Source organism: Tessaracoccus pujii (assembly GCF_054483895.1).
In genome coordinates, this window is the sequence record NZ_CM137012.1 from 431,798 (window position 1) to 455,180 (window position 23,383).

A 23,383-nucleotide genomic window follows, 5' to 3' on the forward strand; every position below is an offset into this window, starting at 1 on the left:
TGGGCGTGCACCGGCCTGGTCCTCGTCCGGGCCGGACACACTCGCCTGCATGCGCCGCGCCCAGCAGCTGTCCCCAGGGCTCATTAGGGTGGCCGCGGACCAGGCCGGTGCTCTGACCGCGCAGCAGGTGCTCGGCGACGGGGTCACCCGCCATGGGTTGGCGCGCCTGAGCAGGGGCTGGACGAGGGTCGCCGACGGCCTGTACATCACCAGGGACGCGACCTGGGAGACGGCGGCCTGGTCAGGTCTACTGAGGGGCGGCGTGAGCGCCACCCTGAGCGGCGCCGCAAGCGCGTATCTGCACGGCGTCCTTCGCGACGCACCGTCGGAGTTGGAGGTGTGGGCGCCGGCGCACCGCGACGACATCACAGTGGGCGCCTACCAAGTGCGCTTCAGGCGGGGCCTGCGCACGCCACGAGGGCACTTCCGGCGCTCCTGCGTGGAAGAGGCGATCCTGGACCTGGCGAATCGGTCCGACGAGGACTCGACGGTGGCCGCCCTGACCGCCGCCTTGGCGCGGGGTAAGTCGGTCCCGTCGAAGATCGTCGCCGCCCTGGATGCCCGAAGTCGCACGCGGCACTCCGCGCTCATCCGCGAACTCTGTGGCTCGGCTGCTGACGGAATCGAGAGCGCTTTGGAGTGGCGGTTCCACCGGCGGGTGCTCGTGCCGCACGGATTGCCGATTCCAGAACGCCAGGTCAAGAAGGCGGCGGGTCGGACGGACACGCTCTACGTGGAGGAGTCGATGATCGTGGAACTCGACGGCATGCGGGATCACCGCGACTGGTCCAAGGACATGATGCGCGACAACGAGCACGCAATCAGCGAGGACCTGCTCACGCTCCGCTACGGCTGGGGCGCCGTGGTCCAGTCGGCGTGCACCGTCGCGCGCCAGGTCGGCGCGGCACTCGCTGCCCGTGGCTGGACCGGAACGGTGGGTGCATGCGCGAGGTGCCCCGCGGAGGAACCCAGTGTCGGTTCTAGCCGGGTCTGACCGGTCAGAACCGACGCTGGAACCTGTCAGTTGCGTAGGCGGCCTCCGCTTCGGCACCAGCGGCCGACGAAGGGACTTCCGTCCCCGTCGACACCCCGGACGAGCCCATCTGGCAAAATCGACTGCAACCCGGCACCAAGTCGATTGGATCCGTCATGCGCCTCACGACCACGCTCTGGTTTGCTACCGAGGCGGAGCGCGCGGCCACGCGCTACGTCGAGATCTTCGGCGGGATGCCGCCCCGTGTGCAGCTGGGGCCGGACGGTGCTGTGCTGATGGTGGATTTCACCGTCCTCGGGTGCCACTTCACCGCCATGAACGGCGCCCGGGTCGCGCCCAGCGAGGCCATCTCGTTCCAGGTCCCCTGTGACACGCAGGAACAGATCGACACCTTCTCCGACGCCCTGATCGGCGAGTCCGGCGAGCAACAGGCCTGCGGGTGGCTGCGCGACGAGTTCGGCGTGTCCTGGCAGATCCTCCCGGCCGAGCTCCCCACGCTCATGGCGGATCCCGAATGGGGCGGGCACGTGAGGCGCGAACTCCTCACCATGCGACGGATCGAACTCCGCAGGTTGCTGGCCGCCGGCCACGTCGAGTGACCGTCAGCGCGTAGGCCCTCCGAGGATTCCGCGGCCTCCGATCACTTCGATGACCTCGTCATCCAGCACCACCTCGACGGCGTCGCCGTCGTAGGGCATGGCGGCCGTGATCGCGGGCGTGCAGAGGCGAAGCTCCCCGTCGACTGCCTCCAGGCGCACGCCCTCGGCGGGTTCGAGCAGCCCCTCCGGCATCCACGTGAAGCGCTCTGCCGTCCCCGGAGAGGCGTGACGGCCAAGGTCCGGATGCGGGGTCGCAATGAGCCGGCCGTCCACCACGCTCAGCACATAGGGGATCGACAGGCAGCCAGTCCAGCCGTCGCCACTTACCTCACGCATCCACGACATCATGCAGGGCCGCCCTTCGGCGTCGCGGAAGACGGTGGGCGCGTAGTAGGTGCCGTAGCTGAGGCGACCCCAGGACCGGGCGGTGAAACGCCCGCCGCTGAAGTCTCCCAGCGCGTAGCCGGCGTAGTGCAGCTCTCCGTTCTCCCACACCGAGGTGAGCATCACCCAGGTGCCGTCCACCTCGATCACCTGCGGGCACTCCCACAGGGCGCCCATCCAGGCGCCGTCGGTCTCGTCCTTGTGGCGGCTGAGCGCCACGCCGTCGTAGGTCCAGGTCTCGCCGTCGGTTGAGACATACCCGTGCATCATGGCGTGCCCCGACGCGGAATCCGAGCCCACCATCATGCGCCAGAGATCGCCGTCGCGCAGGACGAAGGGGTCGCGGAAGTCCTTGATGCCGAGGCCCTCCGGCTTCTCCGCGACGACCGGGCCCTTGGCCCAGGCGCGCAACCCGTCATCGAGCGGCCGAGCGGTGCGGATCACGGCCCACCCCAGCACGGGTTCGCGGGCCGAGGTGTAGTAGGCGATCGGGCCGCGTTCGTCCACGACGATGCACCCCGTCCAGACGCCCTCGTCTCCGTCTCCCGGCTCCAGGGCCGAGCCCACATAACTCAGGCTGACGAGGTCCTCGCCGACGGCGTGTCCCCAGTGAATGCCCTTGTCCCATGCAGTCGACGACGGTGCGTGTTGGTGGAACAGGTGGTAGCCGTCCGGCCGGTGGACGATCCCGTGCGGGTCGTTCAACCAGCCGCCGGGGGAGCGGTAGTGGAACCTCATACGCCGAGCCTAGAGCGAACGGCGGGGCGTCGTGCCGCGACCGCCCGTCAAGCCCTCCGGAAGGTCTCCCGCCCGCGCAGGAACGTGGCCTCGACGGGGTCCGGGAGGTCGCGCCCGTGGTACGGGTTGTTGCGGCTCAAGGACGCGGAGGCGTTGCGATCCACCGTCGAACGCCGCGCAGGGTCCACCAGCACCACGTTGGCGGGCTCGCCCACGGCGAGGGGCCGCCCCTGACCGGCGAGCCGCGCGATCCGGGCGGGGGCATGGCTCATGCGCTCGGCTACCGACGCCCAGTCCATCCGGCCGGTCAGCACCATCGTCTCCATCACTGCGGACAGTGCCTGCTCGAGTCCGAGCATGCCCGGCTTGGCGTCGATGAACGCGTGGTCCTTGTCCTGGGGCGCGTGCGGGGCATGGTCGGTGCCCACCACGTCGATGGTGCCGTCGGCCAACGCCGCGCGCAGGGCCTCGATGTGCTCCGACGTGCGCAGCGGGGGATTGACCTTGTAGACGGTGTCGTAGTTCACCAACTCCTCGGTGCCGAGCAGCAGGTGGTGCGGGGTCACCTCGGCGGTGACGTCGATGCCGCGCGCCTTCGCCCAGCGCACCACGTCGACGCCCTCGGCGCTGGTGACGTGGCACACGTGCAGCCGCGACCCCGTCGCCTCGGCGAGCATCGCGTCGCGGGCGATGATCGTGGCCTCGGCCACGGGCGGCCAGCCACCCAGCCCGAGGCGTCCGGACAGCTCGCCCTCGTGGCAGCACGCACCCGGCCCGGCGAGGTTGGAGTCCTGCGAGTGCTGGGCGATCACCCCACCGAACGGCTTGACCCACTCCAGCGCCCGCCGCATCAGCGCAGCGTTCTGGACGCACATGCCGTCGTCGGAGAACACGGTGACCCGGGCTCGGGAGCGGTTCATCAGGCCGAGCTCGGCCAGTTCCTCGCCGCGGAGGCCCTTCGAGATGGCCCCGATGACCGCCACGTCCACCAGCCCCGCCGCGACACCGAGGCCGTGCACGTGCTCGGCCCGTTCGGCGGTGTCGGTGACCGGGGTGAGGTTGGCCATGGCCAGGACGGCGGTGAACCCGCCGCGGGCGGCGGCCCGCGAGCCGCTCAGCACGGTCTCCGTGTCCTCCCGACCCGGCTCCCGCAGGTGCGTGTGCACGTCGACCAGGCCGGGCAGCGCCAGCAGGCCGTCGCAGTCGACGACGGTGGCCTCCCGGGGCGCTGAGTCGACGAAGACTCCGTCCTGCATGACGAGGTCGCTGCGGGTGCCGTCGGGGAGCTGTACCCCACGGAGCACGGTTGCCGTCATCTCTGTTCCTCTCCTGCGAGCAGGTGGTAGAGCACGCTCATCCGCACCGCGACCCCGGACGAGACCTGGTCGAGGATGATGGAGCGCGCCGAGTCGGCTGCTGCCGACGAGATCTCCAGGCCGCGGTTCATCGGTCCGGGGTGCGCGATACAGGCGGTGTCCTTGAGCATGGCCAGCCGACGCGGCGTGAGGCCGTAGCCGTCGATGTACTCGCGTTCCGAGGGGAAGAATCCGCCGCTCATGCGCTCCCGCTGCACGCGCAGCATCATCACCACGTCCGCCTCCGCCAACACCGGGTCGAGCTCGTGGCTGACGTCCACGCCCCACGTCTCCACGCCGGGCGGCAGCAGGGTGGGCGGCGCGACCAGCACGACGGAGGCGCCGAGCTTGGCCATCAGCAGCACGTTGGAGCGCACCACGCGCGAGTGGAGCAGGTCGCCGGTGATCGCGACGCGCTTGCCGGCGAGCTCGCCCAGGCCGTGCCCGGCCAGATGCCGCCGCATCGCGTGGGCGTCCAGCAGCGCCTGGGTGGGGTGCTCGTGCATGCCGTCGCCGGCGTTGATCATCGAGGCCCGTACCCAGCCGGCGGCCTGGCGCACGGCCCCGGACCCGGCGTGGCGCATGATGATCGCGTCGACGCCCATCGCGTCGAGGGTGAGGAGCGTGTCGCGCATCGACTCGCCCTTGGACACCGACGAGCCCTTCGCCGAGACGTTGATCGCGTCCGCCGAGAGCCACTTCGCGGCCAGCTCGAACGACGAGCGGGTTCGGGTGGAGTCCTCGAAGAAGAGATTGACGACGGTGCGACCGCGCAGTGCCGGCAGCTTCTTGATGGGCCGGCTCTGCACGTCGTGCATCTCCTCGGCCAGCTCCAGGATGGAGGTGATCTCCTCGACGCTGAGGTCGGCGATGCTGAGCAGGTGCTTCACGGGGCCGTCCGTTCGATCGTGACCAGGTCTTCGCCGTCCAATTCCCGCACGGCCACGCGCACCCGCTCGTCCCGCGCGGTGGGCAGGTGCTTGCCCACGACGTCGGCCTGGATGGGCAGCTCCCGATGCCCCCGGTCGACGAGCGTGACCAGTTGGATGGCGCGGGGGCGTCCGAGGTCCGCCAAGGCGTGCAGCGCGGCCTGGACGGTCCGGCCGGAGTAGAGCACGTCGTCGACGAGCACCACCACCTTGCCGTCGACGCTCTCCGGCAGAACGGTGCGCCCCACCGGCCGGGTGGGCTGGGCGCGCAGGTCGTCGCGGTACATGGTGATGTCGAGCCTGCCGACGGGCAGGTGGTGCCCCTGCTGCTCCGCGACCGCCGCGATCCGCTCGGCCAACGGAGCGCCGCGGGTGAGGATCCCGAGGAGGAGCACGCCGTCGCCTCCGTGGTTGCGCTCGAGGATCTCGTGGGTCATGCGGGTCAACGCGTAAGCCATCTCGTCTGCGGTCAGCACCGTCCGTGGGGCTCGTTCCATCGCACCTCCTGGTCCGTGGGAAATCTACCGCACGGGTGCCGGGGCGCGGCGGGAGGTCTGTCCGCAGTAGGTGCCATCGGATACAGTGCCCCCATGATTCTGCTCCCCCTTGAGGTCCTCCCGGGCTGGCCCCAGCCGGAGCCCGCGTCGGATCTGACCCTGCTCATGCTGACCGTCATCGGCCCTCTGGCCTTCGGGGCGGTCGTCGCGCTGCTCGCCTTCGGGCCGAAGCTCGCCCGCCGACAGCGCGAGGAACAGGCCCGCACCGAGCTGGAGCCGGTCCGCAAGGCCTGATCCCCCTGGAGGCGTCAGTGAGCCGCGAGGCTTCTGGCCTGCGCGCGGAGCGCCCGCTTGGCCTCGTCGAGGCGCTCAGTCACCGCGCGCCTGACCTGCTCGCTGGGCTCGTTGTCGGCGAGCCAGGCCTCGATGGTGGCCACCAGATCCTCGTCGGCCAGCGGCGTGGGGAACAGCCAGCGCAGGGCCGTGCCGATGGTCGCGTAGCCGCGATCCGCCCAGGTGCCTTCGCGGCGTGAGATCTTGCCCAGCAGGTCCAGGTAGGCAGCGGGGTAGGGCTCGAGCACCTCCTCCTGGCCGTAGCGCCAGAACCCCATGCACAGGGCGCGATGGGTCTCGTTGGGGATCGACGGGTCGTCAGTGGCGCGGGTCCAGGCCTCGATCTTCGCCTCGACGGTGGGCAGGGACGCCCCGGCGCCTGCGGCCTGCTCGGCCCCCGCGGACGTCTTGTCTCGCTCTAGCTCGGCGGCGATCTCGACCTCGCCGATGGCGCCCAGCTTGGCCAGCGCCGCCGTGATGGCCCAGCGCATCCCCGTGTCGATGGCCAGGCCCTCGGGCACCTCCTCCCCGACGAGCCAGCCCTTGAGCAGATCAACGCCCTCGGCCGCCCGGATGCTGGCGATGAGCGCCTTGGCGATGAGCACCTGCTCGTCGGAACCGGCGGCGCTGCCCTTGAGCAGGCGGGCCAGCCCGGCGACGAGCTTGATGTTGGCCTCGGCGCGCAGCTCGGGTGCGGTGAACGCCAGGGAGGCCGTGACCGCCTGACCCAGCAGCGTGGACACGGCCGCCATGTCCCGCTCGGTCGGGAGCCCCGCCAGCGCCAACTGCACGTAGTCCTGGGCCCGCAGTTCGGCGTCGCGCGTCATCTCCCAGAACGACGTGAACGCGACCGCGCGCGCCAGGGGATCCCTCAGGTCGCCGATGTGAGCCACCAACACGCGTGAGGACTCCGCGTCGAGGCGCACCTTGGCGTAGGTGAGGTCGCCGTCGTTGAGCAGCACCACGTCGCCCCGCTCGGCACCGACCAGCTCAGGCAGGTCCGTGCTCTCACCGTCGACGTCGACCTCGCGGTAGTGCCGGCGCGTGAGAGAACCGTCGTCATCGAGCGAGTAGAGGCCGATGCCGAGGCGGTGGGTGCGCAGCGTGGGCCACCCCGGGTGGGCGGTCTGCTGCACCGCGAACCGCGTGAACCGGCCTTCGTCGTCGACGTCGAAGTCCGGTGCCAGCGTGTTGACCCCCGAGGTCTCCAGCCACTGGGCCGAGAACCAGGACAGGTCGCGTCCGGAGGCGGCCTCCAACTCGTCCAGCAGATCCGAGAGCTCGGTGTTGCCGTAGGCGTGCTTGCGGAAGTACTGGGTCACGCCGGCGAGGAATGCGTCGCTGCCCACGAGCGAGACGAGCAGCTTCAGCACGGAGGCGCCCTTGGCGTAGGTGATGCCGTCGAAGTTCTGCTCCACCTTCTCCAGGTCCGACATGTCCGCCGCGATGGGGTGCGTGGTGGACAGCTGGTCCTGCAGGTAGGCCCAGGCCTTGCGCTCGTTGCTGAACGAGGCCCACGGGTCCGCGCCGGTGTCGAAGGCCTTCGCGATCTCGTTGTTGGCGAAGTGCGAGGCCCATTCGGCGAACGACTCGTTCAGCCAGAGGTCGTCCCACCAGCGCATGGTCACCAGGTCGCCGAACCACATGTGCGCCAGCTCGTGCAGGATCGTGTTGTCGCGGGCGTCGAGCTCGCGGCTGGTCACCCGGGACCGGAAGAGGTACTCGTCGCGGAACGTGACGCAGCCCGCGTTCTCCATGGCGCCGGCGTTGAATTCGGGCACGAAGATCTGGTCGTAGGTGCCGAACGGGTAGGCAACCCCGAACGCGTTCTCGAACACCTCGAACCCGCGCTGCGTGGTGGTGAGGATCCGGTCGACATCCAGATACTGCGCCAGCGACTGCCGGCAGGCGACGGAGGCGGGCACCTCACCGGCTGCGGAGGCGATCACGCCGCGCTGCACGTGGAACTCGCCCGCCACCAACGCGGTGATGTAGGTGGAGATCCGCGGCGTGGGTGCGTGCTCGAACCGGCCGAACCCGTCGCCGATATCGGAGGGTGCCACGCTGGGCGCGTTGGTGAACACCAGCCACTCGCTGGGGGCGAGCACGGTGAGCTGGAAGGTGGCCTTCTGGTCCGGCTGCTCGGCGGTGGCGTACATGCGCCGCGCGTCGGCCGCCTCGAACTGGGTGTAGAGGTAGGTCCGGCCGTCGGCAGGGTCGACGAAGCGGTGCAGGCCCTCGCCCGTGTTGGAGTACCGGCACACGGCGACGATCCGGATCTCGTGGGGTCCCTCCGTGAGCGGAGGCAGCGGCAGGCGGTAGCCGTCGAACGCCGAGGCGTCGAAGGGCACGCCGTCCAACGACGCCTCGCGGACCTCCTCGGCGATGAGGTCCAGGTGCGTCTCCCCGCCGTGGGCGGCCAGTGAGAGCTCGGTGGTGGAGACGAAGCTCCTCTCCGGCTCCCCGACCTCTCGGCCGGTGAGGTCGACGGTGACCCGGTACGCCACTGTCGAGATGACCCGCGACCGGGCGGTCGCTTCGTCGCGAGTGATGTTCGCCGTGGCCATGGAGTGCTCCTAGTGATGGTTCTGCGACGCCGCATCGGCGCCTCACTGCGCCTCATTGTTCTATGCAACCGGTCGCAGGGGTGGGATTTCCGCCCCGAATGTGCCGTGGAAGCGTCGTGGGCGTGTGGAACGATGGGGCTCATGAGCGAGCACGTCGGGGCCGAATCGGGGGTGACCTCCCCTGCGTTGCGGCGCCGGTGGACGGAGCTCAACACTCTCCTGGCCGAGGCTCAGGACGCCTACTACGGGGCCGATTCCCCCACCATGTCGGACGCGGAGTACGACGAGGCGATGCGGGACCTGGCCGCCCTCGAAGTCGAGCATCCGTCTCTGGTGACACCCGACTCCGTCACCCAACGGGTCGGGGCGGCGCAGGTGACGGACTTCGCACCCGTGCAGCACCGCCGTCGGCTGATGTCGCTGGACAACGTGTTCTCGGACGAGGAACTCACCGCCTGGCTCGCCCGCACACCTGCCGAGCAGTACCTGTGCGAGCTCAAGATCGATGGCCTGGCCGTCAACCTGCTGTACCTCGACGGGAGGCTCACGGTCGCGGCCACCCGCGGCGACGGGCGGGTGGGGGAGGACGTGACTCCCAACGTCGTCACCATCAGCGGCGTCCCGCAACGCCTCACCGGAGACGTGCCGGCAGTCCTGGAGGTGCGCGGCGAGGTGTTCTTCCCCGTCTCCGGCTTCGAGGAGCTGAACGCGAGCCTGGTGGAGGCGGGTAAGCCCCCCTTCGCGAATCCACGCAACGCGGCGGCCGGCTCGCTGCGGCAGAAGAACCCGGCCGTGTCGGCGTCGCGGCCGCTGCGCATGCTGGTCCACGGCATCGGCGCCGTCGAGGGCATCGAGTTCACGCACCAGAGTCAGGCGTACGCCCGTCTGGGGGAGTGGGGGTTGCCCGTGCCGGACACCTTCACCGTCGTGTCCTCCCCGCGCGAGGTCGCGGCGTTCGTGCGCCACCATGGCGAGCACCGCCATGACCTGAGCCATGAGATCGACGGCATCGTCGTCAAGGTGGACAACCTCGCCGAGCAGGATCGGCTGGGCGCCACGTCGCGCGCGCCCCGCTGGGCGATCGCGTACAAGTTTCCGCCGGAGGAGGTCACCACGAAGCTGCTGGACATCCGCGTCAACGTGGGCCGCACGGGTCGGGTCACGCCGTACGGGGTGATGGAACCGGTGTTCGTCAGCGGGTCGACGGTGGAGATGGCCACGCTGCACAACGCGTTCGAGGTGGAGCGCAAGGGCGTGCTCATCGGCGACACGGTGGTCCTGCGGAAGGCGGGGGACGTGATCCCCGAGATCGTGGCCCCCGTCGTCGCGCTCCGCGACGGCACCCAGCGGCCGTTCGTCATGCCGTCTCTCTGCCCGTCCTGCGGGACCGAGTTGCGCCCGGAGAAGGAGACGGACAAGGACATTCGCTGCCCCAACTCGCGGAGCTGCCCGAGCCAGCTACGGGAGCGGCTGTTCGCGCTCGCCTCGCGGGGAGCCTTCGACATCGAGGCCCTGGGCTGGGAGGGCGCCGGAGAGCTCCTCGCCACCGGCCTGCTCACCGACGAGGGCGCGCTGTTCACGCTCACCGCTGAGGACCTCCTGCGCACGGACCTGTACACCCGGGCGGGCCGCGACGCGCGCGTGCTGTCGGCGCAGGGGGAGAAGCTGCTGGCGAACCTTGAGGCCGTGAAGTCCCAGCCACTGTGGAGGGTGATCGTCGCGCTGTCCATCCGTCACGTGGGGCCCACGGCCGCGCGATCGCTGGCGGCCCGGTTCGGATCCATGGAGGCCATCCGCGCGGCGTCCCTCGACGAGCTCGCGTCGGCGGACGGCGTGGGGCGGGTGATCGCGGAGTCCATTACCGCCTGGTTCGGCGTGGACTGGCACCGGGACATCGTCGAGGCCTGGGCCGCGTCCGGCGTCCGGATGGCCGACGAGGTGGACGAGTCTGCGCCGCGCACGCTGGAGGGACTCACCGTGGTCGTCACCGGCACGCTGCAGGGATTCTCGCGCGACGAGGCGAAGGAGGCCATCCTCAGCCGCGGCGGCAAGGCCGCCGGCTCCGTCAGCAAGAACACGGATTTCGTCGTGATCGGGGACAACGCGGGATCCAAGGCGGCGAAGGCGGAGCAGTTGGGCGTGCGGATCCTCGACGAGTCCGGCTTCATGGCCCTCCTGCGGGAAGGTCCCGCCGGGGTGGAATAGTTGCCCCATGCGAGTCCACATTGCCACCGACCATGCTGCGTTCGAGCTGAAGAACTACCTCGTGGAGCGCCTGCGCGCCGACGGCCACGACGTCGTCGACCACGGCGCACACACCTACGAGGCGCTCGACGACTACCCGCCGCTGATCATCCCGTGCGCGGAGGCGGTGGTCGCGGAGCCGGGTTCCCTGGGGATCGTGCTCGGCGGCTCCGGCAACGGTGAGCAGATCGCCGCCAACAAGGTGAAGGGCATCAGGGCCGCGCTCGCCAACAATGTGGAACTGGCTCGCCTCACCCGCGAGCACAACGACGCCAACGTCATCGCCCTGGGTGGCCGGATGCAGAGCCTCGAGGCGGGCTACGAGATCGTCGCCACCTTCCTGGCCACGGCGTTCAGCGGCGACGAGCGCCACCAGCGTCGGATCGACCAGCTGGCGGAGTACGAGGCTCGCTGATCTCCGGCTCGGCGTCGCGGCGTGGGCGCGAGAGGAGCCGTACCCTCAGGGCGCGGTGGCGGTCCACCAGGCCCGAGATCCCGTCGCGGCCGAACTCGCGGCGGCCCTGCTCCTCGCTCATGGGGCCATGCTAGACCCGGGTTAGGCTGGGGCGATGCCCGAGGGTCACGTCATCCACCGACTCGCCGGCGCCCTGACCGACACGTTCGGCGGCCGGCCGGTGTCCGTGTCGTCGCCGCAGGGTCGCTTCGACGCGGCAGGCCTCGACGGCGCGGTGCTGGATCGAGGTGAGGCGGTGGGCAAACATCTGTTCATCGACTTCGCCACCGGCGATGTCGTCCACATTCACCTCGGGCTGATCGGCAAGCTGCAGCTCGAACCCCTCGCCTCGCCGCGGGGGCAGGTGCGCCTGCGCATCGACGACGGCGTCACCGCCGCCGACCTCCGCGGGCCGCAGTGGTGCCGCACCATCACCCCCGCCGAACGCGAGGCCGTGGTGGAGGCGAGCGGGCCCGACCCGCTGCGCGCCGACGCGGACCCCGCCAAGGGCTACGCCAGGCTGCGTCGCTCCGGCAAGTCGATCGCCGCGCTCCTCATGGATCAGCGCGTTGCCGCCGGCGTGGGCAACATCTTCCGGGCGGAGGTGCTGTACCGGCACCGCCTCGATCCCACCGTGCCCGGCACCCGGATCGACGAGCGCACCTGGCTCACCCTGTGGGCAGATCTGGTGGGGCTCATGGAGTACGCGGTCGAGCACGGCCGCATCGACACCGTTCGGGACCAGCATGGCCCGGACGCCCAGGGCCGCGACCCCCGGGTGGACCGGCACGGGGGCGAGGTCTACGTCTACCGTCGCGCCGGCCAGCCGTGCCTGGTGTGCGGCGGCGAGATCCGCACGGTTGTCCTGGAGGGCCGGAATCTCTATTGGTGCCCTCGGTGTCAACGCCGACGAACGGCTGTCCCGCAGCACTAGTCTCAGGCCATGGACTGGAGCACTTACGCGGCCGTGCTGTTCGACCTCGACGGGGTCATCACCCCCACCGCGGAGGTCCACGTGCACGCGTGGGACGAGATGTTCAACAGCTTCCTGGCCGGTGTTCCCGGGCAGGCCCCGTACACCCAGTCCGACTACTACACCTACGTCGACGGGAAGCCGCGCTACGACGGGGTGCGGGACTTCCTCGCGTCGCGGGGCATCACACTGCCGGAGGGAACCCCCGACGACGACCCGGCCCTGGAGACCGTGTGCGGGTTGGGGAATCGGAAGAACGAGGCCTTCAACAGGGTCCTCGACCGCGACGGCGTGTCCGCCTACCCAGGATCGGTGCGGCTGATCGAGCAACTCGCGGCGAGCCATCACCGGATGGCGGTCGTGTCGTCGTCGAACAACGCCAGAGCCGTGCTGACCGGCGCCGGGCTGATCGGCTACTTCCCCGTCATCGTCGACGGCAACCTCGCCCGCGAGGAGTCGCTGCCGGGCAAGCCGGCGCCGGACACCTTCGTCCGCGCGGCGGCACTGCTGGGCGCGCTGGCCAGCGAGTCGGTGGTGGTCGAGGACGCCATCTCGGGGGTCGCGGCGGGGGCCGCGGGCCACTTCGGGCTGGTGATCGGCGTGGACCGGGGCGTGGGGGCGGACGCGCTGCTGGATGCCGGCGCCCATCTCGTGGTGACGGATCTCGGAACGTTGGTGACCAGATGATCCGCGAGATCGCGGCGGATCCGCTCAACCGGATGCGTTTCCCGGTGGATGAGTGGCGGCTCGTCGAGGTTGAGCCGGGCACAGACGACGTCGGCACCACGGAGACCCTGTTCGCCGTCGGCAACGGCTACCTCGGTATGCGTGGGAATCCTGAGGAAGGCCGGCCTGGCTATGCGCACGGCACCTTCATCAACGGCTTCCACGAGAGCTGGCCGATCAAGCACGCCGAGGAGGCCTTCGGGTTCGCGCACACCGGCCAGACCATCGTCAACGTGCCGGACACGAAGCTGATGAAGATCTACGTCGACGATGAGCCGCTGGTCCTGTCCGTGGCGGACCTCGACGGCTACGAGCGGACGTTGGACTTCCGCACTGGGCGGCTCACCCGGACAGTGATCTGGCGCACACCCGCCGGGAAGCGGGTGCGGATCCGCAGTTCGCGCATGGTCTCCTTCACCGACCGTCACCTCGCGCTGCTGGAGATCGAGGTGACCATCCTGTCCGGGGGAGAAGCACCTGTGGTGATCAGCTCGCTCACCGTCAACAGGCAGGACGGCTACACCGACTACCGGAGGCCCGACGCGGACACGGAGGGCTGGGACCCGCGGCGGACGTCGTCGTTCACGGCCCGCGTGCTGATCCCGGAGCTGCGCTGGGACCGTGGCGAGCGCATGGTGATGGCGTACCGGACCAGCCGTTCCGGCATGGGCATCGCCGTGGGGACGGACCACCACGTCGACACGGAGAACCCCGTCGAATCCATCTCCTCCACCGAAGACGACGTGGGACAGCAGGTCTTCAGGTTCAAGGCCGCCGAGGGAGTCCCCATCCGGGTGCGGAAGGCCGTGGCGTACCACACGTCCCGTGGGGTGCCGGCCAAGGAACTCTCGGATCGCTGCCGGCGGACGCTGGACCGCGTCCGTGACAACGGATTCGAGCACTACTACGACGTGCAGCGCCAGTGGCTCGACGAGTTCTGGCTCAACTCCGACGTCGTGGTGGAGGGTCATCCGCACATTCAGCAGGCCGTGCGGTGGTGCCTGTTCCAGCTGGCGCAGGCCGCTGCCCGCAGCGACCAGATGGGGATCGCCGCGAAGGGGGTGACGGGATCGGGCTACGAGGGGCACTACTTCTGGGACACGGAGGTCTACATGGTGCCGTTCCTCATCTACACCGCCCCCGGGATGGCCCGCAACGCGCTGCGGTTCCGCGTGAACCTGTTGCCGCAGGCCCGTGAGCGTGCGGCCGTCATGTCCCAGCGCGGCGCGCTCTTCCCGTGGCGCACCATCACAGGTGAGGAGGCATCCGCCTACTACGCGGCCGGCACCGCGCAGTACCACATCGACGCGGACGTGGCGTTCGCCTTCACCAAGTACCGCGAGCTCACCGGTGACACGGAGTTCATGTACCGGGACGGGGCTGCCGTCCTGGTGGAGACCGCACGGCTGTGGGCGGATCTGGGCTTCTGGCGGGGTGAGGCCGACGGCAGCCAGCGCTTCCACATCCACGGCGTCACCGGGCCGGACGAATACACCGCGGTGGTGAACAACAACATGTTCACCAACGTCATGGCCAGGGCCAACCTGAGGTCCGCGGCGGCGCTGATGCGTGAGATGGAGGCCGCCGATCAGCGCGCCTATCGTCGCGTCATGGAGGCACTCAGGCTGGATCCGGCCGAGATCGATGAGTGGGAGGCATGCGCCGAGGGCATGGTGGTGCCCTTCGACGAGACCTTCGGCATCCACCCGCAGGACGAGAAGTTCCTCTCCTCGGAGCTGTGGGATCTGGAGAACACGCCCGAGACCAAGCGCCCGCTGCTGCTCAACTATCACCCGCTCGTCATCTACCGGTTCCAGGTGCTGAAGCAGGCCGACGTGGTGCTTGCGCTGTTCCTGCAGGGGGACCAGTTCACCGCCGAGGAGAAGAGGGCCGACTTCGAATACTACGACCCGATCACCACGGGGGACTCGACGCTGTCCGGTGTGGTGCAGTCGGTCATCGCGGCCGAGGTGGGCTACCAGGACATGGCCATGCAGTACTTCCTGTCCGGACTCTACGTGGACCTCGCGGACCTCCACTCCAATGCCCGCGACGGCGTGCACATCGCCTCGACGGGCGGGGTGTGGAATGCCCTGATCTACGGTTTCGCCGGGCTACGGGACCACAACGGGCTGGTGTCGTTCGATCCACGCCTCCCCGAGGCATGGCCGTCGCTCACCTTCCCGCTGCGGGTGCGCGGGTCCCGGCTGCGGGTGCGCCTCCGCGCGGAATCCATCTCGTTCGAGGTGGAGGAGGGCGGCCCAGTCGAGGTCAGCGTCCGCACCGACCACGTGACCGTGCACCCGGGAACCCGCACCACCGTCGCCCTGGACGGTCAGGGGCCTCGGCTACCATCGCTCGAAGGCAGCCATCCGGTGCTGGGCGCCAACCGCGAGGACGGGTCGGTGGTCCGGGCAGTCGTGCCGGAATCCCACCCGCAGGAAGTGACGAGTTCAGACTGATGACAGCAGAGGTGACCGGCGCGGTGCGCGAGACCTTCGAATCGCGCACCAGCGCTCGCGGCTTCGAGTTGCTCGGCGAGGGCCGGCTGTCTTCTCTGGCTGTGGACTTCCTCGAGGGGTGGGGCCATCCCCGGGCCAGCGCGGACTCCGTCGGCGTGGACGTCGAGCACGAGGCGGGGGTCGTCGCGAGCGTGCGGGTGCGCTCCGGTCAGCGCCTGCGGCTCGAGATCTCTCTGGAATCCACCTCTTCGGACGTGCTGACGGTGCCCGGGCCCGTCCTGCGCGTCCGGGGCCTGCACGAGCCGGTCTCCTGGATGGCCGGCGCCTCAGGGGAGATCGCGCTCCGCTCACCCGCGGGGCCAGGGCTGATCACGCAACGACGGGGCCTGTGCTCGCCGTCGGCCGCCGTGGGCGTGAGCTACCCCCTGGAGGAGTCCGTGATGCTGCGCCCGCGGCAGGTACTGTCCGCAGCCTGGACCTACGAGGCGATGCCGGGAGAGGAGCTCGAGGTGCCGGGGGAGGCCTCCTGGCTCCCGTGGTCGAGGCATGTCCCGCTCGGCCAGGGAGTCGAATTCAGCGCACCGGACGGCACGGTCAGTGTCCCCGACGGTGTGCGCCTGGAGGAGAACGACGGCGAGTTCAGTGTGTTCCCTCCGCCCGGGCTCACCCGCGTGGGGGTGTGGGGGGCCGGTGGCCTCACCACCGTCGAGGTGGGGGCGTGGCGGGACCTGGCCATCCTGCGCGGCGAACTGATGACGAATGCGCCGCGCACCGACGTGTGGGCCTACGTCGCGGTGCGTCACATGCTGGATGCCTGGGCCTCAGACGACCTGCTCGACGCCGTGGACCGGGTGGTGGGGCAGTATCAGGAGCAGCCCACCGCGTGGATCGCTTGCGCGGCGGCGCTGGCCGGCCCGCTCGGGCTCCCCCTCGAAAGCGAGGCGTCGGTATCGGCAGCGGCGGCCTTGTCCCGGGCGTCGCGGCTCGACGGCGTCCTCCTCGCCCTGCACGGCCTCGTCCCGATCGAGCTGGCCTCGGGCTCGTGGCCGATCGGTGACTTCGACGACCTCGGCCGCCAGGCCTTCGCCGCCACCGGCTTCGGCCGGATCAGCACGGACCCGCGGCCGTTGCGCGGCGTCGACGTGGCGTTGGCGAAGCTGTATGCCGCTGGGCTGGGGGAGACCGAGCGCGGTATCCGGTTGGCGGCCTACGCCCAGGCGGCGGAGAACCGGCTGCTGTGCCAACTCTCCGCCCAGCCGTCGGTCATCGATGTGGCCTGGTTGTCCGTATGAGGCTCAACCGTCCAGACGCGCCAGCTGGTCCTCGAGGTTGAAGACCTCCTCGAGCAGGACGAAGCCCTCGTCGGGCGCGACGTCGAGGTCGACGAAGAAATCACCCATCTCCGCCTGCCACCGCGCGTTCACCTCGGTGCGGGCCATCGCCGCCTGGGCCCCGCCCAGGTCATCGGACTCCACGTAGCCGATCAGCAGCCCGTCGGGCCGGAGGAACAGCGAGTAGTTGTGCCAGCCCGAGTCCTTGAGGGCCCGCAGCATGTCCGGCCACACCGCCGCGTGCCGGGCCGCGTACTCCTCGAGGCGGTCGGGCTTGACGTGCAGTTCGAAACAGTAGCGGCGACGCTCAGACATGACGGTGCTCCACTCCCATGAGCGACGCGACGGCGCGCACAGCCGCCGATTGGTGTCCCACACACAGGGCCCAGTGATGGCCGACGCCGGACTGGCTCCAATCGTCGACCCATCTGCCGGGATCACGGCCGAAGTCGACACGCGAGGTGGTGTTGCCGATCCTCAGCAGCGGCCCGTCGACGACGCTCCCCTCAGACGTCGTGAACACGTAGCTGCCGTCGCGGTTCTGCCCCAGTCCCAGCAGGGTAACCGGTCCATGAGCTACGTCGAACTCAACAGAGACGCCCCAGCCGCGCTTGCCGTGATAAACGCCGAGTCCGCGGAGAAGAGGCTTGCGCGCGGAGATCGCGAGGTGTGCTGGTCCGTCGTGACCCATCTCCACCACATTGTCGATGTAGTTGAGGGCCTGAATCTCGGTGAAGGAGCCACCGGCGCCGAGCGCCTCAGCTGTCAGCATCGCGATGGAGGTGCGCAGCTCGTACTCTCCAGCGGCCGGGATGCCGCGAGCCGTGAGGAGAGAGGCGCCGAGGATCATCCCGGCCGCCAGCCGCTCATGGTACTCACCGGCCAGCCCTCGGTGGTAGTAGGCAAGGGAGTCGAGGTCGAAGTCCGCCACCAAGGAGTCCAGGCCGACTGAGACCCTGGCGCCCCAGGCGAAGTCCTCATCGTTGACTGAATCCGCCAGCGTAAAGATGTCTCGGGCCAGGTCCATCCGCTCGGCCACCTGCGTGTCGCTGACCTCGTTGACCCGCTCGCGGAGGTCATCGAATTCCAGCACTTCGACGTGAGAGCCGAACGTGGTGGAGACGGTGGTGAGGTCGGTGGACACGTCGAGCATGCCCGGGTAGACATGGCCCAGCAGGCCGTGCCGGGCGCGGCGCAGGCGTGATCGCGCTCCGGCAGCCTTGACCCACTGCAGGATCCGGTCCCATGCGTCGTCCTGGCGCAGCCATCCGGTGACCGAGCGGAACTCGATGCCCGCGCGGCGGAACACATTGGCCACCTCGGGGACCGGGCACTGGCCGCAGTAGGCCAGCCAGTCGCCGGTGTCGAAGGTGTCGTGGTCCATCCGCTCGCTGGGCTGGAGGTCGATGCAGAGTACGGGTGCGTTGACGCGTTGAGCGATGGGCAGAACCATCGACGACGTGAGGTAGGTGGTGAGGTAGATGACCACAAGGTCGCAGTCGGCCACGCGCAGCTGCTCCGCGGCCTTCACCGAATCCTGGGCATCGGACACGAAACCGGCGTCGATCACCTCGGCGTCGAGTTCCTCGAACCGGGACGCTACGTGGGCCACGCATTCCTGAAGTTGTGGAAGCAGGCGGGGAAACTGCTCCCAGTAGGCGCCGAGGCCGCCACTGACGAGGCCGATGCGCATGGCCGGCCTGGTATGCAGCGGGAGAGAAGCGAGGGACATGGGGGGTTCCTTTCAGGACCTGAAAAGGTGGTCGGCCGGCCGCCGATGCAGATGCAACGTGCGGCCGGCCGACCAGGGGACTCAGAAGTCGTACTCGTCGATGTTCTCGGCGTTGAAGCGCACCGGGGGCCCGACGATCACGACGCCGTTCTCGCCGACCTCGCGCTCGCCCATCTCGCCTGCGGTGAACGTGTCGCCCGTCTCGCCCGTCATGGTGCCGTCCGCAAGGGCCAAACCGGCGTAAGCGGCCACGTATCCGAGCTGTGCCGGATCCCAGAGCGCGAACTCGGAGACGGTCCCGTCCTTGACGAAGGAGCGCATCTCGTTCGGTAGGCCGAGGCCGGTCAGGAAGACCTTGCCCTTGTACTCAGAGGTGGACAGGTAGCGCGCGGTGGCTGCGATGCCGACCGTGGTGGGGGAGATGATCCCCTTTAGGTTGGGGTACGCCTGCATGAGACCTTGGGCCTCCTGGAACGACTTGGTGTCGTCGTCGTCGCCGTAGACCTTGGTCACCAACTCGATGTCCGCGTACTCGGGATTGGAGGCGAGCTCCTCCTCCATGAACTTGATCCACTCGTTCTGGTTCGTGGCGTTGGCCGTGGCGGACAGGACAGCGATCTCGCCGGCGCCGCCGATCTGCTCGGCGATCATCTCAACCTGGATCTTGGCCACGTCCTCGGCCACGACCTGGCTGATGAAGACGTCGCGGCAGTCGGGGTTGGCGTCGGAGTCGAACGCCACGATCTTGGCGCCGCCGGTGCGGGCCTCCTGCAGGGCGGGGCAGACGGCATCGGGATCGTTCGCGGCGATCACGATGACGTTGGTTCCGGCCTGCGTCTCGGCGTTGATGAACGACACCTGGCTCGAAGCGGACGCGTCGAGCGGGCCGACGACGTTGGCCTCGGCGAAGCCGGCCTCCTCGGCGCCCGCCTCGCCGCCACCGAGCACGACGTCGGTGTACGGGTTGTTGAGCTGCTTGGGGATGAAGGTGATGGAGAGGTCACCGGCGGGGGCAGGCGCGGCCGACGATGTGGTGTCACTGTCGGTCGTCCCGGAGGCCGTCGGCGTGGTCGCCGTGTCGCCGCCACAGGCGGTGAGCGCCAGCGACATCGCTGCCACGACGGAACCGAGCTTCAGCGCGAGGCTGAGGGGCTTTCTGGTCATTGTGGATTCCTTTCAGGCGCCGACGGCGCCAGTGGTGAGGGTGGGACTGACGTCCCGGTTGCGACGGCGTCGATGCCGCCAAGAGCTCCAGGAGGCACCGATCGACGGGGCCACGACGGAGGTGATGAGAAGGAGGCCGGTGATGGTGACGAGCACCACCTCAGGTATCCGGTTGAGGCGGAGGGCGTAGTTGATGGTGCCCACGATGAGGACGCCCATGACGGATCCCCAGATGGAGCCCTTTCCGCCGAACACCGACACGCCACCGAGGACTACAGCGGCGATGACGGCCAGCTCCAGGCCGGTGGCGTTGTCGCTGCGCGCGCTTGAGTAGCGCAGCGTCCAGAAGATGCCCGCCATGGCCGCGACCATTCCAGAGGCCAGCAGGGAGGTGAAGCGGCTCCGTCGGGTGTTGATACCGACGAAGCGAGCAGCCTCGAGGCTATTGCCGAGCGCGAACAGCCCCCGTCCAAAGGGCGTCATGTGCAGCGCCACGGCGAAGGCGACGATGAGAACGCCGACGGGGATCATGACCTGCGGGATGCCGGTGTTCCCGATGACTCCGGTCACGTACTGGGTGGCCTCGGCTGGGAACCTCGCCACGGCCCGGTCTCCGATGACCACCAGGGCGAGCCCCCGGAACAAGGCCAGAGTGCCGATGGTGACGGCCAGCGCCGGAAGCCCGATGTAGGCGGTGACGAGGCCGTTGAAGGCGCCGCAGGCGGCGCCGACGACGAGGCAGATGACCATGGCCAGCCCGAAACTCATGCCGCCGTCGTAGAGGACGCCGAGGACGGCGCTGGAGAGGCCGGCGACGCTGGCCACCGACAGGTCGATGTCGCCGTTGATCATCACCAGGGTCATGGGCATGGCCATGAGCAGGATGGCGACGACGTCGAGCAGCATGAAGGTGGCCGTGCGGGGCTGTGCGAACCGTGGCACCATGACTGAGGCGGTGATCAGGATGACCACGAGGATGTAGGTCATGAGCGCGTCGCGGCCCAGGAGGAAGCGCGACATACCCAGCGGGCGGCGAGGAGACCGGACGGGTGCGGAGGATTCGATCTCGGTCATGCGGCTGCCTTCCGGAGCTTCCCGGCGCGACGCATCGCGGCCAGGCGGTCGATGAGGATGGACACCAGGATCAGGCCACCGACGACCGCCTGCTGCCAGAACTTGTCCACGCCGACGGCGGTGAGGGCTCCGGTCATGGTGGTGAGGAGCAGGGCGCCGATGGCCGCACCCGCGGCCGTGCCCACCCCGCCCACGATCGCGACGCCGCCGACGACCGCAGCTGCCACCACCTCGAGTTCCATGCCGGTGCCTGTGGTGGCGCCGACGGAGTTGAAGCGGCTGGCGTACAGGACCCCCGCCAAGCCGACGAGGGCGCCGTTGGCGAGGAACGCGGAGAACACGCGCAGGCCTACAGGAATGCCGAACACCACGGCCGCGGCTGGGTCTGAGCCGATGGCGTAGAGGTCGCGGCCGGAGCGCGAATACCGCTGGAAGAGGGTCACGAAGATGATCACGACGATGGCGATGAGCGTGATGAACGGGATACCTACGAGCGTGGAGACGCTGAGGTTCCCGAAGTCCGCAGGGCGGTCACCGGCGAAGTACTGGGTGGATCCCGCCCACCAGTTATTGATGCCGCGGAAGACGTAGAGGGTGCCCAGGGTGATCACCATCGCCGGCACCCTGGCGGTGGTGACGAGCAGCCCGTTGATCGAGCCGAGCAGCGCCCCGAAGGCGATGCCGGCGAGGAAGACCGCCACGATCGGGATTTCAGGGACCGTCGCGAAGAGGGTGCCGGTGAGGAAGGCGGTGAGGCCGAGCGTCGATCCGACGGACAGATCCACGCTCTTGGTGGTGATGATGAGCGACTGGCCCGCCGCCAGGATCATCATGATGGTGGCGTTGAGCAGGAGATCCTTCAGGCCCTGGGGTGCCAGGAACCGGGGATTGGACATCCAGGTAAAGAACACCAGGAGAATGAGCGCGAGGGTGACCGGGAACTCGCGCATGCCGATGAGGTTCCTCAGGGGCGAGGTGCGCGCCCGGCGGACCGGCGCCGTGGTGGTGACGGTGGTGGTGCTCATGCTGCGGCCGCCTTTGCGTGGTCGGTGGCTGCTGCCATGACGAGTTCGGGTGTGGCCTCGTCGCGGGAGAACTCGCCGGTGACGGCGCCCTCGCACATGACGACGACGCGGTCGGCCATGCCGAGGATCTCTGGCAATTCCGACGAGATCATGAGGATGGCGATGCCATCCGCGGCCAACTGGGACAGCAGGCGGTGCACCTCTGCCTTCGTGCCCACGTCGATGCCACGGGTGGGCTCGTCGACGATGAGGAGCCGGGGCTCGCGGGCCAGCCACTTGGCCAGCACCACCTTCTGTTGGTTTCCGCCTGACAGCGTGGAGACGGAATGCTGCGGGGTGGCCGACTTCACCTGGAGCTTCCTGGTCCATTCCGCCGCGGCCTCCGCCTCACGGCGGGCAGAGATCAACCCGAAGCGGGAGAGTTCGTCTCGCAGGGTCAGCGTCGTGTTGCGGAGCACGGAGAGGTTCATCACGAGCCCTTGCTTGCGACGGTCTTCAGGCACGAACCCCATGCCCGCCTTCATCGCCGCGCTGGGGTCACCCAGGCGCAGCGGCTTACCGAGCAGGGTGACGGATCCGCTGTCCACGGGGTCCACGCCCATGATGGCGCGGGCCACCTCGGAGCGACCCGCACCGACCAGCCCCGCGAGGCCGACGATCTCGCCGGAGCGCACCTCGAACGACACGTTGCGGAAGACACCATCGCGGTTGAGCTTGTCCACGGTCAGGACAGCTTCGCCGACCTTCGAGGGGATCTTCGGGAAGAGCTGATCGATCTCTCGGCCCACCATGTCGCGGACGACCTGCGCCGGCGTGGTCTCCGAAATCATCCGGGTGGTCACGTATCGGCCGTCGCGCATGACCGTGATCCGGTCGCAGAGGGCAAAGACCTCCTCGGTGCGGTGCGAGATGAACATGAGCGCAGCGCCCTTGTCACGGATGGAGCGGGCGACGGTGAACAGCCTCTCCACCTCGTGGCCGCTGAGCGCCGCCGTCGGCTCGTCCATGATGAGGACCTTCGCGTCCATCGAAATCGCCTTAGCGATCTCGATGATCTGCTGGTCGGCGATCGAGAGGCCCTCCGCCGACCGTGCCGGGTCTATCGGTACGCCGAGTTCGGCGAAGAGCTTGGCGGCCTCGTCGCGCATGGCCCGGTGGTCGATCATGCCGAAGCGGCCTCGCGGTTGGCGCCCGACGAAGATGTTCTCAGCGACCGTGAGATCAGGGAACAGGGTGGGCTCCTGGTAGATCACCGAGACCCCAGCTGCCTTGCTGTCAGCGACGGAGCCGAACGAGACCCGGCTCCCGTTGAGCAGGAACTCCCCGCTGTCCCGGTGGTAGAGCCCTGCCAGCACCTTGACGATGGTCGACTTCCCAGCTCCGTTCTCGCCGGAGAGTGCGTGGATCTCACCTGCGTAGAGGTCGATGCTGCCGTCCGCAAGGGCGACGACTGGCCCGAATGTCTTCACCGCGTGCTGCAGCGAGACTACGGGTAGGGGTGAATCCGACACCGCTGAACCTCTCCATCGAGGGGAATAAGCCCGGCACGCACTGTCGGGTTGAAACGATCAAATCATGCTCGTCGAAGATGTGTCAAGCGTTGCGTGGTGACGTTGCCAAATCGTGACAATTCAGTTGTTGGCCATCGCCCTCCCGACCTCTGCGGCTTCGGTTGGCTCTGGGTCGGGCTCGCAGCTCATGTTCTGGGGGCGCAGACTGGGCGAGTGCGAGGGAGGCCGCTCGGCGCCGCAATATGTTCCGAATGTCGGCCACGACGGCCACTCGCTCAACTCGCCAGGGGC

General features: G+C 69.1%; 20 protein-coding genes. 9 read left to right on the forward strand and 11 right to left on the reverse strand.

The genetic code is table 11. The features are described 5' to 3' along the window. Positions 1–49: 49 nt before the first annotated feature. A complete protein-coding gene (locus ACX1D0_RS02015; RefSeq protein WP_459019245.1) occupies positions 50–994 on the forward strand; it encodes a type IV toxin-antitoxin system AbiEi family antitoxin in 945 nt (314 codons plus the stop codon). Positions 995–1,149: 155 nt separating this feature from the next. Then, on the forward strand, positions 1,150–1,593 hold the full coding sequence (locus ACX1D0_RS02020; protein ID WP_459019246.1) for a VOC family protein: 444 nt from the start codon (positions 1,150–1,152) through the stop codon (positions 1,591–1,593). A 3-nt stretch (positions 1,594–1,596) separates the two neighbouring features. Here the strand turns inward: ACX1D0_RS02020 and ACX1D0_RS02025 are convergent, their stop codons facing one another. From ACX1D0_RS02025 to pyrR, 4 genes are read right to left on the reverse strand one after another with little or no spacing between them, the layout of a single operon-like run. Beyond that, positions 1,597–2,715 carry a glycoside hydrolase family 32 protein gene (locus ACX1D0_RS02025; protein ID WP_459019247.1) on the reverse strand — a complete coding sequence of 373 codons (1,119 nt, stop codon included), beginning with the start codon at positions 2,713–2,715 and terminating at the stop codon, positions 1,597–1,599. 47 nt (positions 2,716–2,762) lie between these two features. Beyond that, the gene (locus ACX1D0_RS02030) at positions 2,763–4,031 is read right to left on the reverse strand and encodes a dihydroorotase (protein ID WP_459019248.1); all 1,269 of its coding nucleotides are present in this window, start codon (positions 4,029–4,031) and stop codon (positions 2,763–2,765) included. Then, the gene (locus ACX1D0_RS02035) at positions 4,028–4,960 is read right to left on the reverse strand and encodes an aspartate carbamoyltransferase catalytic subunit (RefSeq protein ID WP_459019249.1); all 933 of its coding nucleotides are present in this window, start codon (positions 4,958–4,960) and stop codon (positions 4,028–4,030) included. The genes ACX1D0_RS02030 and ACX1D0_RS02035 overlap by 4 nt, the downstream gene beginning before the upstream one ends. Continuing rightward, on the reverse strand, positions 4,957–5,496 hold the full coding sequence (pyrR, locus tag ACX1D0_RS02040; protein ID WP_459019250.1) for a bifunctional pyr operon transcriptional regulator/uracil phosphoribosyltransferase PyrR: 540 nt from the start codon (positions 5,494–5,496) through the stop codon (positions 4,957–4,959). The genes ACX1D0_RS02035 and pyrR overlap by 4 nt, the downstream gene beginning before the upstream one ends. A gap of 93 nt (positions 5,497–5,589) precedes the next feature. Here pyrR and ACX1D0_RS02045 point away from each other — a divergent pair, with 93 nt between their 5' ends. Next, positions 5,590–5,790: a hypothetical protein gene (locus ACX1D0_RS02045; RefSeq protein WP_459019251.1), complete on the forward strand. Its 201-nt coding sequence runs from the start codon at positions 5,590–5,592 to the stop codon at positions 5,788–5,790. Between the two features lie 14 nt (positions 5,791–5,804). Here the strand turns inward: ACX1D0_RS02045 and pepN are convergent, their stop codons facing one another. Beyond that, positions 5,805–8,396: an aminopeptidase N gene (pepN, locus tag ACX1D0_RS02050; protein WP_459019252.1), complete on the reverse strand. Its 2,592-nt coding sequence runs from the start codon at positions 8,394–8,396 to the stop codon at positions 5,805–5,807. Between the two features lie 132 nt (positions 8,397–8,528). Here pepN and ligA point away from each other — a divergent pair, with 132 nt between their 5' ends. From ligA to ACX1D0_RS02080, 6 genes are all read left to right on the forward strand, one after another. Further along, entirely contained in the window at positions 8,529–10,601 is a 2,073-nt protein-coding gene (ligA, locus tag ACX1D0_RS02055; protein ID WP_459019253.1) for an NAD-dependent DNA ligase LigA, read from the forward strand. Between the two features lie 7 nt (positions 10,602–10,608). Then, a complete protein-coding gene (locus ACX1D0_RS02060; RefSeq protein WP_459019254.1) occupies positions 10,609–11,055 on the forward strand; it encodes a ribose-5-phosphate isomerase in 447 nt (148 codons plus the stop codon). A gap of 154 nt (positions 11,056–11,209) precedes the next feature. Beyond that, positions 11,210–12,028: an Fpg/Nei family DNA glycosylase gene (locus ACX1D0_RS02065; RefSeq protein ID WP_459019255.1), complete on the forward strand. Its 819-nt coding sequence runs from the start codon at positions 11,210–11,212 to the stop codon at positions 12,026–12,028. Between the two features lie 9 nt (positions 12,029–12,037). Then, positions 12,038–12,754, forward strand: coding sequence for an HAD family hydrolase (locus ACX1D0_RS02070; protein WP_459019256.1), 717 nt, complete (start codon positions 12,038–12,040; stop codon positions 12,752–12,754). Then, a complete protein-coding gene (locus tag ACX1D0_RS02075) occupies positions 12,754–15,255 on the forward strand; it encodes a glycoside hydrolase family 65 protein (protein ID WP_459020361.1) in 2,502 nt (833 codons plus the stop codon). The genes ACX1D0_RS02070 and ACX1D0_RS02075 overlap by 1 nt, the downstream gene beginning before the upstream one ends. Beyond that, complete coding sequence (locus ACX1D0_RS02080; protein ID WP_459019257.1) at positions 15,255–16,547, forward strand: hypothetical protein; 1,293 nt, start codon at positions 15,255–15,257, stop codon at positions 16,545–16,547. Before ACX1D0_RS02075 ends, ACX1D0_RS02080 begins: the two co-directional genes overlap by 1 nt. A gap of 3 nt (positions 16,548–16,550) precedes the next feature. On the opposite strand, the gene ACX1D0_RS02085 is transcribed toward ACX1D0_RS02080, so the two are convergent. From ACX1D0_RS02085 to ACX1D0_RS02110, 6 genes are all read right to left on the reverse strand, one after another. After that, positions 16,551–16,901 (reverse strand): L-rhamnose mutarotase, encoded by a 351-nt coding sequence (locus ACX1D0_RS02085; protein ID WP_459019258.1) that lies wholly within the window; start codon positions 16,899–16,901, stop codon positions 16,551–16,553. After that, a complete protein-coding gene (locus ACX1D0_RS02090; RefSeq protein WP_459019259.1) occupies positions 16,894–18,318 on the reverse strand; it encodes an arabinose isomerase in 1,425 nt (474 codons plus the stop codon). The genes ACX1D0_RS02085 and ACX1D0_RS02090 overlap by 8 nt, the downstream gene beginning before the upstream one ends. Positions 18,319–18,399: 81 nt before the next feature. Next, a complete protein-coding gene (rhaS, locus tag ACX1D0_RS02095) occupies positions 18,400–19,482 on the reverse strand; it encodes a rhamnose ABC transporter substrate-binding protein (RefSeq protein WP_459019260.1) in 1,083 nt (360 codons plus the stop codon). Positions 19,483–19,494: 12 nt separating this feature from the next. Further along, the gene (locus tag ACX1D0_RS02100) at positions 19,495–20,556 is read right to left on the reverse strand and encodes an ABC transporter permease (protein ID WP_459019261.1); all 1,062 of its coding nucleotides are present in this window, start codon (positions 20,554–20,556) and stop codon (positions 19,495–19,497) included. Beyond that, positions 20,553–21,581 (reverse strand): ABC transporter permease, encoded by a 1,029-nt coding sequence (locus tag ACX1D0_RS02105; protein ID WP_459019262.1) that lies wholly within the window; start codon positions 21,579–21,581, stop codon positions 20,553–20,555. The genes ACX1D0_RS02100 and ACX1D0_RS02105 overlap by 4 nt, the downstream gene beginning before the upstream one ends. Further along, entirely contained in the window at positions 21,578–23,092 is a 1,515-nt protein-coding gene (locus ACX1D0_RS02110) for a sugar ABC transporter ATP-binding protein (protein ID WP_459019263.1), read from the reverse strand. Before ACX1D0_RS02110 ends, ACX1D0_RS02105 begins: the two co-directional genes overlap by 4 nt. Between the last annotated feature and the right edge of the window lie 291 nt (positions 23,093–23,383).

Excerpts from the sequence above, each read along its gene's own strand:
- ACX1D0_RS02015 (WP_459019245.1), top strand. The coding sequence starts at position 50 with ATGCGCCGCGCCCAGCAGCTGTCCCCAGGGCTCATTAGGGTGGCCGCG.
- ACX1D0_RS02020 (WP_459019246.1), top strand. The coding sequence starts at position 1,150 with ATGCGCCTCACGACCACGCTCTGGTTTGCTACCGAGGCGGAGCGCGCG.
- ACX1D0_RS02025 (WP_459019247.1), bottom strand. The coding sequence starts at position 2,715 with ATGAGGTTCCACTACCGCTCCCCCGGCGGCTGGTTGAACGACCCGCAC.
- ACX1D0_RS02030 (WP_459019248.1), bottom strand. The coding sequence starts at position 4,031 with ATGACGGCAACCGTGCTCCGTGGGGTACAGCTCCCCGACGGCACCCGC.
- pyrR (WP_459019250.1), bottom strand. The coding sequence starts at position 5,496 with ATGGAACGAGCCCCACGGACGGTGCTGACCGCAGACGAGATGGCTTAC.
- ACX1D0_RS02045 (WP_459019251.1), top strand. The coding sequence starts at position 5,590 with ATGATTCTGCTCCCCCTTGAGGTCCTCCCGGGCTGGCCCCAGCCGGAG.
- pepN (WP_459019252.1), bottom strand. The coding sequence starts at position 8,396 with ATGGCCACGGCGAACATCACTCGCGACGAAGCGACCGCCCGGTCGCGG.
- ligA (WP_459019253.1), top strand. The coding sequence starts at position 8,529 with ATGGGGCTCATGAGCGAGCACGTCGGGGCCGAATCGGGGGTGACCTCC.
- ACX1D0_RS02060 (WP_459019254.1), top strand. The coding sequence starts at position 10,609 with ATGCGAGTCCACATTGCCACCGACCATGCTGCGTTCGAGCTGAAGAAC.
- ACX1D0_RS02065 (WP_459019255.1), top strand. The coding sequence starts at position 11,210 with ATGCCCGAGGGTCACGTCATCCACCGACTCGCCGGCGCCCTGACCGAC.
- ACX1D0_RS02070 (WP_459019256.1), top strand. The coding sequence starts at position 12,038 with ATGGACTGGAGCACTTACGCGGCCGTGCTGTTCGACCTCGACGGGGTC.
- ACX1D0_RS02080 (WP_459019257.1), top strand. The coding sequence starts at position 15,255 with ATGACAGCAGAGGTGACCGGCGCGGTGCGCGAGACCTTCGAATCGCGC.
- ACX1D0_RS02085 (WP_459019258.1), bottom strand. The coding sequence starts at position 16,901 with ATGTCTGAGCGTCGCCGCTACTGTTTCGAACTGCACGTCAAGCCCGAC.
- ACX1D0_RS02090 (WP_459019259.1), bottom strand. The coding sequence starts at position 18,318 with ATGTCCCTCGCTTCTCTCCCGCTGCATACCAGGCCGGCCATGCGCATC.
- rhaS (WP_459019260.1), bottom strand. The coding sequence starts at position 19,482 with ATGACCAGAAAGCCCCTCAGCCTCGCGCTGAAGCTCGGTTCCGTCGTG.
- ACX1D0_RS02100 (WP_459019261.1), bottom strand. The coding sequence starts at position 20,556 with ATGACCGAGATCGAATCCTCCGCACCCGTCCGGTCTCCTCGCCGCCCG.
- ACX1D0_RS02105 (WP_459019262.1), bottom strand. The coding sequence starts at position 21,581 with ATGAGCACCACCACCGTCACCACCACGGCGCCGGTCCGCCGGGCGCGC.